The organism is Micromonospora sp. NPDC049497 (genome assembly GCF_044465805.1).
Classification (GTDB): Bacteria; Actinomycetota; Actinomycetes; order Mycobacteriales; family Micromonosporaceae; genus Micromonospora.
In genome coordinates, this window is record NZ_JBITMC010000018.1 from 23,792 (window position 1) to 39,243 (window position 15,452).

The window sequence follows — 15,452 nt, forward strand, 5'->3', positions numbered from 1 at the left end:
CACGACCACCCCTTTCCATGAAACGGGTCCGACCGCCGCTTGGTTCAGGTCTTCCTCTCCCGGGTGGCCCGGTCCAGCGCGCGGTCCAGGACGACCAGGAGGGCGTCCCGCACCGAGAGCCGGTCCCGGGCGTCGAACTGCACCAGGGGTACGTGGTCGCCGATGGCCAGCGCCCACCGGATCGCCGTGAGGTCGTGCGCCACCCGACCGTCGAAGGCGTTGACGCCGACCACGAAGGGCAGCCCGCCCCGCTCGAAGAAGTCGATCGCCGGGTAGCAGTCGTCCAGGCGTGCGCTGTCCACCACGACCAGCGCGCCGAGCGCGCCGCGGGCCAGGTCGTCCCACATGAAACCGAACCGCGCCTGGCCGGGCGTGCCGAACAGGTACAGCTTCAGGCTGCGGTCGATGGTGACGCAGCCGAAGTCCATCGCCACCGTGGTGGTGGTCTTCGTGGTGCGTACGCCCGGGTCGTCGACGCCCAGCGCGGCGCTGGTCATCTCCGCCTCGGTGGTGAGCGGGGCGATCTCGGAGATCGCGCCGACCGTCGTGGTCTTGCCCACCCCGAAACCGCCGGCCACCAGGATCTTCACCGGGATGGGCGGTGCGGCGCGCGGCTCGGGCGCGGCGCCCGGTTCCGGCGCGGAGCCCGGCGGCCGGTACGGCGGAGGTGGCGCGGCCGGGCCGTGTCCGGCCGGCGGGTGTCCGCCGGTCGGCGCGCCGTAGCGGGCGGCGGCGCTGTTGGCCGCGAGTCCGCCCAGCGGGGCGGCCGGCCAGTCAGGAGATCGCACGGAGTCCATCAATCACTCGCAGGATGATGTCGGGGTCGAGGGCGTCGTCGGCGGCGCCGACGTGCACGTCCAGGTGCCCGGCGGCGCGCAGGTCGCCGACCAGGACCCGGGTCACGCCGAAGTGCATCCGCATGGTGGCCGAGATCTCCGCCACCGAGATCGGCTCGGCGCAGAGCGCGACGATCGCCGCGAGTTCCGGGGCGAGCCGCGCGGCCGGTGTCGTCCACTCGGCCGCCGGACGAGCCGTGACCTGGGTTTCCAGGCCGATCGCCGGATCCGTGCCGGACACCCGCCCGGCGGTGAGCACGAACGGGCGCGGCCCGGCCGGCCGCTCCGGGTCGGGCTCGAGATCGGCCGTCGCCGCCGGCAGGCCCACCGCGCCGGGCTCACCGGCCGGTACGGGCGAGCGCAGGTAGGGACGGATCCGGATCACGGGCTCCGGATCCGGATCCTCGCCGGCGACGTCGGGAGTCACTGCTGGACGGCGTTCTTCAACTCGGCGATCAGGCGCGGAGTGAGGGCGCCGCCGGCCCTCCCGGCGAAGAGCGTCATCTCGTACGCGACGGTGCCCAGGTTCGCCGAGCGGTCGGCGACCACACCCAGCACGGAGCCGCTGCTGATCGCGCTGATCAGCAGGTACCCCTCGGCCATGTCGACGATGACCCGGTTCAGCCCGCCCAGCGCGTACCAGCTGGCGGCGCCGCCGGCGAGGCTCGTCATGCCCGACACGACGGCGGCGAGCCGCTCGGCGTTGGAGCGGTCCTTGATGGAGGACATGGCCATGAGGAGCCCGTCCGACGAGACCGCGATCGCCTCCAGCACGCCGGCCGTGCTGGAGGTGAACGAGTCCAGCAGCCAGTTGAAGGTGCGGGCCTCGGGGCTGAGGTCCCCGCCCGCCCCGGCGTGGGCCTGGTGGTCGACGTTGTCGTGCAGGAAGGGGCTTGTCACCGTGTTGATCCCTCTTCGTCGCGGCGGTGTGGACTGACCTCACGCAGAGCCCGGGCGACGCCCGCCTCGAACTCGGTGATGAGGTCGCGGACCTCGGCGGGGTCGCCGGGGTCCTGGACGGACGGCTGGCGGGGCGGGCTCACGGTCAGGTTGGCCCCGGGCACCCGCCGGGTCAGCCGGGGCCGTGCCGGCGCCGCCGCGGTGGCGGGCGCCGGGGTTCCCGCGGGACGGGCCAGCTCGGCCCGGCGTACGCCGGACTCGAACGCCTCGACCAGGGCGCGGGCGGCGGCCGGGTCGGCGTGGGTGGCGTCCACCGGACCCACCGGCGGTGCGCCCGCCGGCAGGTTGGCACCCGGCACGCGCTGCCGCACGCCGAGGTCGGCCGGCGGGCGACCGGCGACCGGCAGGTCGCGGGTGGCCTCGTGGCCCGCCAGGCTGATCTCCAGGAAGGCGGTGCCACCGGTGGAGGCACCCGTCGCGGCGGCCGGGCGCGGGTCGCTGCCGCCCGCGCCGAACGCGTCCCACGGCGTACCGGACTCCATGCTGCGGGTGGCCCGGCTGAGCAGGACCGGATCGAAGCCGTGCGACGGGACGTCCGGCTCCCCGCCCGGCGGTGCCTCCGGTGCGGCGCCGACGGCGGCCAGGGCCCGCCCGCCGCGCGCGGTGTCCAGGATGCCGGCCGGGGACCTGCGGTCCCGCCCCGGGACGGTCGCCCGGGCGACGGTCACTCCGGCGCGGTCCGCCCGGCGGATCACCAGGGCCGACTGGGGGATCTCCAGATGGGCGGTCAGCCCGCCGCTGGCGGTCGGTACGAGATCGACCGACCAGCCGTGCCGGCGGGCGAGTCGGCCCACCACGAAGAGGCCCAGCACCTCGGTCGGCGCCAGGTCGAGTCGTTCGCGCCGGGCGAGCCGGGCGTTCTCCTCGGAGAGCCGCTCCTCGGTCATCCCGATGCCGTGGTCGACCACGCTGAGCCGGGCGCCGATGCCGGTCGTCTCGCCAGCCACCGTGACGCGGGTGTGCGGCGGCGAGAAGACGGTGGCGTTCTCCATCAGCTCGGCCAGCGCCAGCACCAGGTCACCGACCGTGCCGGGCGCCGCCGACACACCCGGCGGGACCTGCACGTCCACCCGGGTGTAGTCCTCGATCTCGCCCAGCGCCAGCCGCACCACGTCCGCCAGTGGCACCGGCGCGACGTGCGGGTCGTCGCCGGCCGAGCCGGAGAGCACGACCAGGCTGCCGGCGTTGCGGCGCAGGCGGCTGGAGATGTGGTCGAGCCGGTACAGGTGCTCCAGCCGCCCGGGGTCGGTCTCCTGCCGCTCCAGCCGGTCGATCAGCGCGATCTGCCGGCCGACGAGGTTCTGCGTACGCCGGCCGACGTGCCCGAACATCTGGGCGACGTTGCGCCGGCCGGCCACCTGCCGCTCGACCAGCCGGGCCGCCGTGGTCTGCACCCGGTCGAAGGCCCGCGCGAGGTCGCCGATCTCGTCACGGGCACGGACGTCGACGGGGTCGAGGCGGACCGGTTGGGCGTTCTCCGTCTCGTCGTCGGCGACCCGGGTCAGCTCGGATTCGGCGACCCGGGCGACCCGGTCGGCCGACCGGGTGAGCCGGGTCAGCGGCCGGGCCACCGTCCGGGCGACGGCCACACTCAGCAGCACCACCACGGTGAGGATCAGCAGGGCCACCCCGCCGACCAGGTACGCGGCGACCAGCGCCCGCCGCTGCTCGGCGGTGACCTCGGCGATGACGTCCGCGACGATCTTCTTCTCGACGAACTGGCCGAGGGTGATCATCGAGCGGGACGACGGGAAGAGCGCGTCCAGCGGCACGTCCCTGATCGCCCCGATCGGGTCGATCACGCTCGCGGTGAGGAACTCGGGCGTGGTCCGCGCCTGCACCGCGGCGTCGTTGAGCAGCGCCAGCTTGTACTGCTCCGGCGTGATCAGGCTTCGGAACCGCAGGTTGTCGACCTGGAGCGCGGACATGCACGCGACGTACGCGGTGACCGCCGTCGGGGCCTGGGTGGCCTTGACGAGCACGATCAGCGTGGCGCAGGCGCCCAGCCCCTCGTCGGCGCGCAGCAGCCCGTCCAGGGCGAGCACCTGTCGCCCGGCCGAGGTGTTGGTGTCGACGGTGAAGGGCAGCCGCAGGGACTCGATCAGCGCCATGTTGACCGGCCCGTAGGTGGCCATGATCTGGTCGGGGGTGGCGGTTCCCGCGAGGACCGAGGCCCGCAGGTCGGTCAGCTTGCGGACGCCGTCGAGCGCGGCGAGGACCCGCGCGGGCAGCGTGTCGCCCCGGGTGGCCCGCAGGTCGGCGACCCGGTCGTCCACGGTGGCCGACTTCTGCACCAGTTCGGTCCGGGTGACCCGGCCGAGCAGCAGGCCCACGGAGAGGATCCGTTCCTGTTGCAGGTCCTGGACGAGGGTGCCGATGCGGCTGGCGACGCGGACCTGGTCGGCGATGTCGCCGGCCCGCTGCGCGGCGGCCACCCGGTCGAGCACCACCGGCACGGCGAGGCCCACCATGCTGAGCAGTGGGACCACCACCAGCAGGGCGAGCTTGCCCCGGATCCGGAGCCTACCGAGCAGCATCGAAGGGCCCCCACTGCGCGGATGCCGGCTCCCGGCCCGCACCGGCCGGCTGGAGTGGACGTGGCTCGGCCGGCCGGCCGGCCGGCGCCTGCCACGGGGCGGACGGCAGAGGACCCGAGTCCCCGGTCGTCGCCCGGGCCTCGGCGGTGCGGCGGCGGGCCCGCCGGGCGGCGGTGACGAGGATGGCGGCCAGCACGGCCAGCAGCAGGACGGCCGTCGCGGCGGCGCCCACCGCCAGCCAGCGCTCCCGGTCCAGGTCGTCGAGGCGGTCGGCGAGCAGCGCGTCGAGTTCACCGAGGATGACCGGCTGGAGCTGCCGACCGGCGGCCTGGACGGCGGTCCGGGCGCCGACGAGCCGACCCGCGTCCACCTCGCCGCTCGGCGTGGTGGGGGTCGAGTACGCGGCCAGCGCCTCCACCGCCCGCTGGTAGGTGTCCAGCGGGGTGAGGACGGTGGGGCCGAGGTTGGTGCTCTCCGAGCTGTCCACCGCCGCCCGCAGGTCGGTCACCATGTCGGCGGACGGCGCGAGGGCGGCGACGCGGACGCCGGCGAGTTCGGCGACGGTCCTGGCCCGCTGGGCGGCCGGCCGCTGCGCGGCCAGGATGGTCAGGTCGGCGAGCCGGCCGGCGGCGATCATCGCCTGGGGCAGGTCCTTGCCGATGCCGTCCTGCAGGAAGAAGGAGTCGGACTCGGGGTCGCGGACCAGTCCGGAGGTCTCCCGTACCTTCCGGTGCAGGTCCAGCAGCAGCTCGGTGGTCTCGCCGTAGGCGGCGTAGGCGGTCTCCGGGTCCGTGGGGCTCCGGTCCGACAGCGCCTCCAGTTTGGCCCGCAGTCCGGCCCAGCGTTCCTGGGCGCGCAGGTCGTCGCCGATGCGGGCGTCGACCGAGGCGACCGCCTCCACCGCCCGGGTCAGCTCGTCGCCCGACACCGTCCTCCCTGCCACGGCGGCGGACTGGGCCTCCACCAGCGCGTCGGTCACCGGAGCCAGGGCCCGGAGGTACTCGACGCCGAGACGTTCGGACACGACCAGGTCGCGGTCGTCGTCGGTGAGGCGCCAGGTCTGGACGAAGAGGAGAGCCAGCGGCGCGAGGAGGGCCACCACCAGCAGTAGTGGCAGAGCACGGCCGACGGCGGAGGGTCGCCGGCGGACCCGCGGCGCGGGGACGGTCATGGTCAGTCTCCTCCGGCGGGGGCGGGGAACCGGTCGCGGTGTGGTGCTCGCCGATCGAGTCCCATGCACCGGACCGGAAACTAACCGAAGCCAGGAGGGGGCTTCGCGCCGCCGGGCAGTCAGTTTTGCGTCAGTTCGCGCGAAGTCACCTGTCGTTGATCAGATGGACACCGTCCGTGCCATTCCCGCACCGACATGGATGGATCGGAGCCGATTTCCGCCGAAGATCGGAATTCACGTGATCCGAATTCATCCCGCTGGGACGGGCCTGGACCTTCCGCGCTCGCAGCGATCCGCCCGACGATCGGAGCAACCGGACGGACGTACGGAGGATCTCAGCCAACGCTCAGGATGTGGCCCGTAGCGTGTGCCGCATGAGATCGCCGTCGCCGGCCGCGTGGATCCGGCGTGCCCTGCCCACCCGCCGCCGTGCCGTCGCCGCCACGGCGGTCGCCGTGCTGCTCGTCGGGGCGGTGGTCTGGGCGGTACGACCGCAGGGGCCGGACGTCCGCACCGAGTCCGCCGTCCTGACCGTCCGTTCCGGCCCGGCCGGCAACGAGCCGGTCGACCTGGACACCACGCTCTACCTGCCCGAGGGGGCCTCCGCCGGCGACAAGGTCCCGGCGGTGCTGCTCGCACACGGCTTCGGCGGCACCAAGGAGTCGGTGCGCTCGGACGCGGAGGAGTTCGCCGGTCGCGGGTACGCCGTCCTGACGTGGACGGCCCGCGGCTTCGGCCGCAGCGGCGGGCAGATCCACCTGGACAACCCCGACTACGAGGTACGCGACGCCGAGCGGCTGCTGGACTGGCTCGCCGCCCGGCCCGAGATCCGTACCGACGCCGCCGGTGACCCGAGCGTGGGCGTCGTCGGCGGCTCGTACGGTGGCGGGCTCGCCCTGCTGCTCGCGGCCCAGGACAAGCGCGTGGACGCGATCGTCCCGATGATCACCTGGAACGACCTGTCCCGGGCGTTCCTGCCGGAGAGCAGCGGCCGGGACACCACCGAGGGCGTGTTCAAGTCCGGCTGGGCCGGGCTGTTCTTCGGTGGCGGCGGCAACGCCGGCACCGGACCGGCCGGGATCTCCGGTGCGACCGGTGCCCGGTCGGAGGGTGCGCCCGCGTCGGCCGGCCCGCCCAGCCCGGGGCCGGGCGCCGGCCCGGGGAGCGGTCCGGGCGCCGCTCCGGCCGGGGCAGCCGATCCGGCCTGCGGCCGGTTCGCCGCCGACGTCTGCGCCGCGTACCTGCGCATCGCCACCACCGGCCGCGGCGACCGGGCGGCGGTGGACCTGCTGCGCCGCTCCAGCCCGGCCGGCGTGCTCGACCGGATCACCGCACCGACCCTGCTGGTCCAGGGCGAGGCGGACACCCTCTTCCCGCTCGCCGAGGCGGACGCCAACGCGCGCGGCATCGCCGCGAACGGCACACCGGTGCGGGTCGCCTGGTTCACCGGCGGCCACGACGGGGGTGAGGGGCCGAAGACCGACTCGGACCGGGTGAAGTTCCTGACCGTGCAGTGGCTCGACCACTACGTCAAGGGCGAGGGCGACACCCCGGGCGACGACTTCACCTGGTCCCGCATCGCCGGTTTCGACGCGCTCGACCGGGGTCTGGTCGCCACCGGCTACCGCACCACCGACTACCCCGGCACCGCCGGCACCGGCCGGCGGGACGTCGTCGTCGCCGGCCCGCCGCAGCCGGTCGCCAACCCGCCCGCCGGCAACCCGGCCGCGATCTCCTCGGTGCCCTTCGCCGGTGAACTCTCGTCGCTGCTCAGCGGCGTCGCCGGCGACATACCGGGGCAGCACGCCCGGTTCGAGTCCGCGCCACTGCCCGAGGCGGTGGACGTGGTGGGCGCACCGACGGTGCGCATCCGGGCCGCCTCCGCGACCGGCGAGGCGGTGCTCTTCGTCAAGCTCTACGACGTCGACCCGAACGGCGCGGCCACCCTGCCCAACGGCCTGGTCGCGCCGGTCCGGCTCACCGGCCTGCCGCGCGACGTCGAGGCCGCGCAGCCGGTGACGGTCACCCTGCCGGCGATCGTCCGCCGGATCGAGGCCGGGCACCGGCTCCGCGTGGTCGTGGCCACCTCCGACCAGGCGTACGCCACCCCGGTCGAGCCGGCCGTGCACACGGTGGCCCTCGCCGACGGCGCGGTCGGCCTGCCCACGGTCGACGGCGAGCCGATCCCCACCGCCGCCGCCCTCTGGCGCTGGATCCTCGCCGGCCTGCTCGCCGCCATCGTGCTCGGGCTCGTCGTGGTCGTCGCCGTCGTCCGCCGCCGGCAGCGCCGCCAGGTCAGCTCCGTCCACCCGGCGTACGCGGACACCCCGCTCGCCGTGCGCGAGTTGCGCAAGGAGTACGCCGACGGCTTCGTCGCCGTGTCGAACGTGGACTTCGAGGTCCACCCCGGTCAGGTGGTGGGCCTGCTCGGCCCCAACGGCGCCGGCAAGACCACCACCCTGCGGGTCCTGATGGGGCTGACCCAGCCCACCGCCGGCGAGATCTACGTCTTCGGGCACCGGCTGGTGCCCGGTTCCCCGGTGCTGTCCCGGATCGGCGCGCTCGTCGAGGGGCCCGGCTTCCTGCCGCACCTGTCCGGTCTGGACAACCTGAAGGCGTACTGGCGGGCGACCGGCCGGCCGTGGGAGGACGCGCACTTCGACGAGGCGCTGGACATCGCCGGCCTCGGCTCGTCGGTGCACCGCCGGACGAAGAACTACAGCCACGGCATGCGGCAGCGACTGGCCATCGCGCAGGCCATGCTCGGCCTGCCCGAGCTGCTGGTCCTCGACGAGCCCACCGACGGCCTGGACCCGCCGCAGATCGCCGAGATGCGCCGGGTGCTCCAGCGGTACGCCACGGACGGACGGGCGGTGCTGGTCTCCAGCCACCTCCTGGCCGAGGTGGAGCAGACCTGCACGCACGCGGTGGTGGTGAACAAGGGCCGGATCGTCGCCTCCGGGCCGGTCGAGGAGATCGTCGGAGAGTCGCCGAGCGTGCTCTTCGAGGTCAGCGACCCGACCGCGGCCCGGACAGTGCTGGACCGCCTGGACGGGGTACGGGTGCTGCCCGACTCCGAGGGGCAGCTCGTGGTGGACACCAACGGCACCGCGCGCAGCGAGGTGGTGGCCGAGCTGGTGCGGGCCGGCATCGGGGTGGACCGGGTGGTGCCGAGGCGCCGCCTGGAGGACGCGTTCCTCGCCCTGGTGGGCGAGAACTCTCGGGGAAGCGGGGACCGGTGATGGCGGGATCGACGGGCGGGGAGACCACCACGGGGTCGGTGCACCCGTCCGGCGCGGCGGCCGGCTACCGGCCCTCGGCCACGATGCCGTTCGTCGCCGAGTTCCGGCGGCAGGCGTCCCGGCGGCGTACGCAGCTCGCGCTCGGGTTCATGGTGCTGCTGCCCTTGATCATCCTGATCGCGTTCCAGTTCGACACCGGTGACGACGACGACAACGGCAACAACGAGTTCAGCAGCCTGGTCGACCTGGCCACCTCCGGCGGGCTGAACTTCACGCTGTTCACCCTCTTCGTGTCGGCGGGGTTCCTGCTGGTCGTGGTGGTGGCGCTGTTCTGCGGCGACACGGTGGCCAGCGAGGCGAGCTGGGGGAGCCTGCGCTACCTGCTGGCCGTGCCGGTGCCCCGGGCCCGGCTGCTCACCGTGAAGCTGCTGGTGGCGCTCGCGTACTCGGCGATCGCGCTGGTGCTGCTCGCCGGTACCGCCCTGCTCATCGGCACCCTCCGGTACGGCTGGGAGCCGCTGCGCAGCACCGTCGCCGCCCAGCTGGAGCCGGGGGAGGGCCTGCTGCGGCTGCTCGCGGTGCTCGGCTACCTGGCGGTCGTACTCCTGGTGGTGGCCGGCCTGGCGTTCCTGCTGTCGGTGACGACGGACGCCGCGCTCGGCGCGGTCGGCGGCGCCGTGCTGCTGTGGATCCTGTCCAGCATCCTCGACCAGATCACCGCGCTCGGCGCGATCCGGGCGTTCCTGCCGACCCACTTCAGCACCGCCTGGCTGGGCCTGCTGTCGACACCGGTGCAGACCGACGACGTGGTCCGGGGCTGCATCTCCGCGATCAGCTACGCGACCCTGTTCTGGGGCCTGGCCTACTGGCGCTTCACCCGCAAGGACGTGACGAGCTGAAAGGAAGGGCCCCTTCTTAACGCCTGCGGTAGAGGAAGGGTCCCCTCTTAACGTCGCTGCGCCACGCCCACAAGCTGGGAACCCGGCTGGGTGTGCCGGCCGGCATTGCATAGACTCGGTGGCACAACTGCATACCTCATCCAGAGGGGCTGAGGGATACGGCCCGACGACGCCCCGGCAACCACCCCGCGCGCTCATCGCTGAGCGACCGGCGGGGCAGGTGCCAATTCCGTCCCCGCCGCACCGTGCGATGCGGGGAAAGATGAGAGGACTCTCGACATGACGTCGACGCTCGCCCCCTCCGGCATCGACACCACCGCCAGCCCCGCCCGCGCCCTGGCCTGCCGCGCCTGTTCGGCGCGCTACCCGCTGGCCGCCCAGCACGCCTGTTACGAGTGTTTCGGGCCGCTGGAGGTCGACTACGACACCGCCGCGCTGGCCGCCGTCACCCGCGAGCAGATCGAGGCCGGCCCGCAGAACATCTGGCGGTACGCGGCGCTGCTGCCCGCCGGCCAGGACCCGGCCACCCGGGTCACCCTGGATCCGGGGCTCACCCCGCTGGTCGCCGCCCCGCACCTCGCCGCCGAGCTGGGCATCACCGCGCCGCTGTGGGTCAAGGACGACAGCGCGAATCCCACCCACTCGTTCAAGGACCGGGTGGTGTCCGTCGCGCTGACCGCCGCCAAGGCGCTCGGCTTCACCCGCTTCGCCTGTGCCTCCACCGGGAACCTGGCCAACTCGGTCGCCGCGCACGCGGCCCGCGCCGGCACGCCCTCGGTGGTCTTCATCCCCAGCGACCTGGAGCAGGGCAAGGTCGTGACCACCGCCGTCTACGGCGGCGAGCTGGTCGCCATCGACGGCTCGTACGACGACGTGAACCGCCTCTGCGGCGAACTGGTGGAGACCGACGAGTTCGAGGACACCGCGTTCGTGAACGTGAACGTCCGGCCGTACTACGCCGAGGGCTCCAAGACTCTCGGCTACGAGGTGGCCGAGCAGCTCGGCTGGCGTATCCCCGCCCAGGTGGTCATCCCGATGGCCTCCGGCGAGCTGCTCACGAAGATTGACAAGGCGTTCTCCGAGCTGGTCGAGATCGGCCTGGTCGAGGCACCGGCCGGCGGCTGGAAGGTCTTCGGCGCCCAGTCGGCCGGCTGCAACCCGATCGCCACGGCCCTGCACGCCGACAGCGACACGATCACCCCGGTCAAGCCGACCGGCATCGCCAAGTCGCTCAACATCGGCGACCCGGCCGCCGGCGTGTACGCGCTGGAGGCGGTACGGCGTACCGGTGGCTGGATGGAGTACGTCGACGACGACGAGATCCGCGCCGGCATCCGGCTGCTGGCCCGGACGACGGGCGTGTTCGCCGAGACCGCCGGCGGGGTGACCGTGGCGGTGCTGCGCAAGCTCGTGGAGTCCGGCAGGCTCGACCCGACCGCCGAGACCGTCGTGTTCAACACCGGTGAGGGCCTGAAGACCCTCGACGCGGTGGCCGCCGAGGTCGGCCCGACCCACCGCATCAAGCCGTCCCTGCGCGCCGCCCGCGACGCCGGCCTCCTCGGCTGACGAGGCACGTCCCGCCATGTTCGTCTGCACGCGAGCGGTCCGACACGCCACACCGTCGACCGCTCCGGTGCAGACGAACATGGCTGGTCAGCCGCGCCGGAGGCGCTTCGGTCGAGGGGTGGCTCGCCCGGACGGGGGATCGGGCCGATCCGCGCGGTAACCGGCTTTTCGCGGTGAGTGCGGAAAACGCGCCGTCAAGGACTTGACGACAGGAACCGGGCGGCGCAAGATGCTCCGTGCGGGAGGGCGTTTCGCCGGAGACTTTGATAGTTCTTACGACCCAACGCCGGAGGCGTTGTGCGATCGTCCCTCCCGACCAACGTTCCGAGGGCCAGCGGTTAAATCGCTGGCCCTCGGTGTTTCTCCGGGGCATCCTCGCCACATGAGCATCGTCGTCGCGCCCTTCGACACCGCCGACCCGGCCGCGGTCGACGAGGCACACTGCATCTCCGCCGCCGTCGGGGCCGCCGACCAGCCCGACTTCCCGGTGCCCGACCGGGCCGAGTTCGGCGTGACGCTGGCGCATCCCATGCCCGGCAACGTCTTCGTGCACGCGCTGGGCCGGATCGACGGGGTGGCCGTCGGGCGCGTCCAGGTGCGGCTGTCGCAGCTGGACAACACCGACCTCGCCAGCGTCCTCGTCGAGGTCTACCCCGAGCACCGGCGGCGTGGTGCCGGTCGGGCGCTCTTCGCGTACGCCCGGCAGGTCGCCGTGGAGCACGGCCGTAAGAAGCTGATCTGGGACGCGGTGGCGACGCTGCCCGGCGGGCCGGCGCGACCGGAGGCCGGCGCGGCCTTCTCGGCGACGACCGGCGCGAAGCCGGCGCTGGCGGAGGTCCGCCGCCGGTTGGACACCGCCCGGCTCGACCACGCCGCGCTGGACGAGGCGCTGGCCGAAGCCCGGTCGCGCGCCGCCGGCTACCGGGTGGTCGGCTGGCACGGTCCGGTCCCCGACGAGTACGTCGCCGACGTGGCCCGGCTGGAGAGCCGGATCATCTCCGACGCGCCGATGGGTGACCTGGAGATGGAACCCGAGAAGATCGACACGGACCGCATCCGCGGCATCGAGGTCGTCCTGGCGGCCAGGGGCCGGCGGGCCTACCACCACGGCGCCGTGGACCCGGCGACCGGGCGGCTGGTCGCCTGGACGATGCTCGACGTGGGCGCGTCGGCACCGTGGCACGCCTGGCAGCAGACCACCATCGTCGACCCGGACCATCGCGGCCATCGGCTCGGCCTGCTCGTCAAGATCGAGAATCTCCGGTACGCGTTGGCCCGTGAACCGCAGCTGACCGCGATCGACACGTGGAACGCCGCCGTCAACGACTACATGATCAGCATCAACGAGCGGATGGGTTTCCGGGCCGTCGACGGCTGGACGGACTGGCAGCTCGTCCTCTGAGCAGGCTCGCCGCCCGCGCGGCCCACGGTCGCAGCACCGGCTCGCCGTAGCCGCCGGCGGCCAGACCCGCCCGCCGCTCGAACGTGTTCCCTCGCCCGTAACTGCCGGTCAGGCCGTACGACCAGAGGCACGCCAGCCAGTACGCGGGCCAGAACAGGGGCCCGAGCAGCGCGTACTGCCGGGCGTGCCGCAGCTCGTGACCGAGCAGGTCGGCCCGGTCCGGGTGGAGCAGCCACTCCGGCGGCCGGCGGGTCAACACCACCGAGCCCACCGTGAAGCACTCCTGACGGGGTATCCGCAGGCGGTAGCCGCCGGCCACGATCACCCCGTCCGGCGTGCGCAGCCGCCGGGTCCGGGTCAGCGTGGCCAGCACCAGCCCGACCAGGGTGGTGCCGTTGAGCCAGGTGGCCCGGGCGCAGGTCCGCTGCCGCACCACCCCAGCATGCGACCGGTCGTCCACGGCCGCCATCGGGCGACCGGCCGCTGACGATCCGTGTTGTGACACTGCTCTACTGATCTGGGGGCTTTCTGTTGCATGATGGCGGGCATGACGGAGACCCCGCACCCCCTGTACGACAGGCACGCCGAGACCCTCAACCGCGCGCTGACCGCGATCACGGAGCGGGGGTACTGGTCCGCCTACCCCGAGTCACCCAGCCCGCGCGTGTACGGCGAGACCGCAGCCGCCGACGGCAGGGCCGCCTTCGAGGCGTACCTGCACGGCGACTTCCCCCTCGACCAGCCCGGTGACGGCGGCACGGTCGCCACCGAGGCGAGTCCGTTCGGCCTGGAACTGGGCGTGCGCTACCCGCACGCCGCCGCCGACCAGCTCGTCGGCGCCGCGACCGCCGCCCTGCCCGCCTGGCGCGACGCCGGCCCGCAGGCCCGCGCGGGCGTCTGCCTGGAGATCCTCGACCGGGTCCACAAGCACATCTTCGAGCTGGCCAACGCCGTGCAGTTCACCAGCGGCCAGGCGTTCGTGATGGCCTTCCAGGCCGGCGGCGCGCACGCGCTCGACCGCGCGCTCGAGGCGGTCGCCTACGCGTACGCGGAGATGACCCGCCATCCCGGCACGGCCGGCTGGGAGAAGGCCGCCGGCAAGGGTGACCCGCTGCGGATGACCAAGACGTTCCACGTGGTCCCCCGGGGCGTCGCGCTGGTGATCGGCTGCAACACCTTCCCGACCTGGAACTCCTACCCGGGGCTCTTCGCCTCGCTGGTCACCGGCAACCCGGTGGTCGTCAAGCCGCACCCGCGCGCGGTGCTGCCGCTCGCGATCACCGTGCGCTACGCCCGGGAGGTGCTCGCGGAGGCCGGGTTCGACCCGAACCTGGTGCTGCTCGCGGCCGAGGCCCCCGGCGAGACGCTCGCCTCGACCCTGGCCCTGCACCCGTCCGTACGGATCGTCGACTTCACCGGCTCCACCGAGTACGGCGACTGGCTGGAGGCCAACGCGCGGCAGGCCGCCGTCTACACGGAGAAGGCCGGCCTCAACACCGTCGTGGTCGACTCCACCGACGACTTCGCCGGCATGTGCCGCAACCTCGGCTTCACGCTGACCCTGTACAGCGGCCAGATGTGCACCACCTCGCAGAACATCCTGATCCCCTCGGGCGGCATCGAGACCGACCAGGGGCACAAGAGCTTCGACGAGGTGGCGGGGGGCATCGCGGCGGCGGTCGGGAAGCTCACCGCCGACCCGGCCCGCGGCGTGGAACTGACCGGCGCGATCGTCAACGACGGGGTGCTGGAGCGGCTCGACGAGATCACCAAGGTCGGTGAGCCGGTGCTGGAGTCGCGTACGGTCGAGCACCCCGCCTTCCCGGGCGCCGTGGTGCGTACGCCGACGATCGTCAAGCTCGCCGCCGACGACAACGCCACCTACTCGCGGGAGTGGTTCGGGCCGATCTCCTTCGCCATCGCGACCGACTCCACCGCGCACAGCCTGGAGATCCTGCGTTCGACGGTCGGCGAGAAGGGTGCCCTCACCGCGGCGGTCTACTCCACCGACGAGGCGGTGCTGGACGCCGCCGAGGCGACGGCCATCGAGGTCGGCGTGCACCTGTCCTGCAACCTGACCGGCGGCGTGTTCGTGAACCAGTCGGCGGCGTTCTCCGACTTCCACGGCAGCGGCGCCAACCCGGCGGCCAACTCGGCCCTCACCGACGGCGCCTACGTGGCGAACCGCTTCCGTGTCGTCCAGAGCCGCCGCCACGCCTGAAAGGAAGGGCCCCTTCTTAACGCCTGGCGTAGAGGAGGGGCCCCTTCTTAACACTCAGGCGGGGCGGCGCATCTGGAGTTCGGTGAGCGCGGGGATCTTCGGGTGCGGAACGCGTACGCCGGTGTCCTCGAAGCCCAGCCGCTGGTAGGCGCGGTGGGCCCGCTCGTTGCCGACCACCACCTCCAGCATCAGCTCCGGCCGCCCGCAGGTGCGTGACCACCTCGCCACCGCCTCGACCAGGTCGCCGAGCAGGCCGGTGCCCCGCCAGGCCGGGGTGAGGTAGACGGCGTACACGACGGTCAGGCCCGGCTCGTCCGGCGTGGCGGTGCCCCCGGCGTGCCCGACGAGGCGGCCTCCGGGGTCCGCCACGAACTGGGCGTTCCCCGTGCCCGCCGACGCGTACGCGATCCGGGCCGCGTACTCGGCGTGCGGTCGGGCGGCGGCGTCGGCGATGGTCTCCAGGAACGCCAGCGGCGCGTCCGCGAGCATCTCCAGCCGCAGCGCCCGCATGCGGGCGGCGTCCCGGGGGTGGACCCGCCGGACCGGCGCCCTCCGCGCGGCGGGCCACCCGCCGGTGTCCCGTCGGGACGGCATCCGCACCGCGCTGGGCATCCCCGG

Annotated in this window: 12 protein-coding genes and 1 riboswitch; of the genes, 5 read left to right on the forward strand and 7 right to left on the reverse strand. The window is 73.6% G+C overall.

What is annotated here, in order from left to right; all coding sequences use genetic code 11:
* Positions 1-44: 44 nt before the first annotated feature.
* From ACIBR0_RS22460 to ACIBR0_RS22480, 5 genes are read right to left on the reverse strand one after another with little or no spacing between them, the layout of a single operon-like run.
* The gene (locus ACIBR0_RS22460) at positions 45-797 is read right to left on the reverse strand and encodes a GTP-binding protein (RefSeq protein WP_396718654.1); all 753 of its coding nucleotides are present in this window, start codon (positions 795-797) and stop codon (positions 45-47) included.
* On the reverse strand, positions 775-1,263 hold the full coding sequence (locus tag ACIBR0_RS22465; protein WP_396718656.1) for a DUF742 domain-containing protein: 489 nt from the start codon (positions 1,261-1,263) through the stop codon (positions 775-777). The genes ACIBR0_RS22460 and ACIBR0_RS22465 overlap by 23 nt, the downstream gene beginning before the upstream one ends.
* Entirely contained in the window at positions 1,260-1,736 is a 477-nt protein-coding gene (locus tag ACIBR0_RS22470) for a roadblock/LC7 domain-containing protein (protein WP_396718658.1), read from the reverse strand. Before ACIBR0_RS22470 ends, ACIBR0_RS22465 begins: the two co-directional genes overlap by 4 nt.
* On the reverse strand, positions 1,733-4,333 hold the full coding sequence (locus ACIBR0_RS22475; RefSeq protein WP_396718660.1) for a nitrate- and nitrite sensing domain-containing protein: 2,601 nt from the start codon (positions 4,331-4,333) through the stop codon (positions 1,733-1,735). The genes ACIBR0_RS22470 and ACIBR0_RS22475 overlap by 4 nt, the downstream gene beginning before the upstream one ends.
* Positions 4,320-5,504: a hypothetical protein gene (locus ACIBR0_RS22480; RefSeq protein ID WP_396718663.1), complete on the reverse strand. Its 1,185-nt coding sequence runs from the start codon at positions 5,502-5,504 to the stop codon at positions 4,320-4,322. Before ACIBR0_RS22480 ends, ACIBR0_RS22475 begins: the two co-directional genes overlap by 14 nt.
* Positions 5,505-5,878: 374 nt before the next feature.
* On the opposite strand from ACIBR0_RS22480, the gene ACIBR0_RS22485 reads away from it, so the two are divergent.
* From ACIBR0_RS22485 to ACIBR0_RS22500, 4 genes are all read left to right on the forward strand, one after another.
* Positions 5,879-8,746: an alpha/beta fold hydrolase gene (locus tag ACIBR0_RS22485; RefSeq protein ID WP_396718666.1), complete on the forward strand. Its 2,868-nt coding sequence runs from the start codon at positions 5,879-5,881 to the stop codon at positions 8,744-8,746.
* Positions 8,746-9,645 carry an ABC transporter permease gene (locus ACIBR0_RS22490; protein WP_396718668.1) on the forward strand — a complete coding sequence of 300 codons (900 nt, stop codon included), beginning with the start codon at positions 8,746-8,748 and terminating at the stop codon, positions 9,643-9,645. The genes ACIBR0_RS22485 and ACIBR0_RS22490 overlap by 1 nt, the downstream gene beginning before the upstream one ends.
* A 133-nt stretch (positions 9,646-9,778) precedes the next feature.
* Positions 9,779-9,914: riboswitch (SAM riboswitch) on the forward strand.
* A gap of 10 nt (positions 9,915-9,924) precedes the next feature.
* On the forward strand, positions 9,925-11,211 hold the full coding sequence (thrC, locus tag ACIBR0_RS22495; protein WP_396718670.1) for a threonine synthase: 1,287 nt from the start codon (positions 9,925-9,927) through the stop codon (positions 11,209-11,211).
* 382 nt (positions 11,212-11,593) lie between these two features.
* On the forward strand, positions 11,594-12,613 hold the full coding sequence (locus ACIBR0_RS22500; protein WP_396718673.1) for a GNAT family N-acetyltransferase: 1,020 nt from the start codon (positions 11,594-11,596) through the stop codon (positions 12,611-12,613).
* On the opposite strand, the gene ACIBR0_RS22505 is transcribed toward ACIBR0_RS22500, so the two are convergent.
* On the reverse strand, positions 12,552-13,046 hold the full coding sequence (locus ACIBR0_RS22505) for a hypothetical protein (protein ID WP_396718675.1): 495 nt from the start codon (positions 13,044-13,046) through the stop codon (positions 12,552-12,554). The genes ACIBR0_RS22500 and ACIBR0_RS22505 overlap by 62 nt on opposite strands.
* A 114-nt stretch (positions 13,047-13,160) precedes the next feature.
* Between ACIBR0_RS22505 and paaN the strand changes: the two genes are divergently transcribed.
* A complete protein-coding gene (paaN, locus tag ACIBR0_RS22510) occupies positions 13,161-14,834 on the forward strand; it encodes a phenylacetic acid degradation protein PaaN (protein ID WP_396718678.1) in 1,674 nt (557 codons plus the stop codon).
* A gap of 54 nt (positions 14,835-14,888) precedes the next feature.
* Here paaN and ACIBR0_RS22515 read toward each other — a convergent pair whose 3' ends face one another.
* A complete protein-coding gene (locus ACIBR0_RS22515) occupies positions 14,889-15,428 on the reverse strand; it encodes a GNAT family N-acetyltransferase (RefSeq protein WP_396718842.1) in 540 nt (179 codons plus the stop codon).
* Between the last annotated feature and the right edge of the window lie 24 nt (positions 15,429-15,452).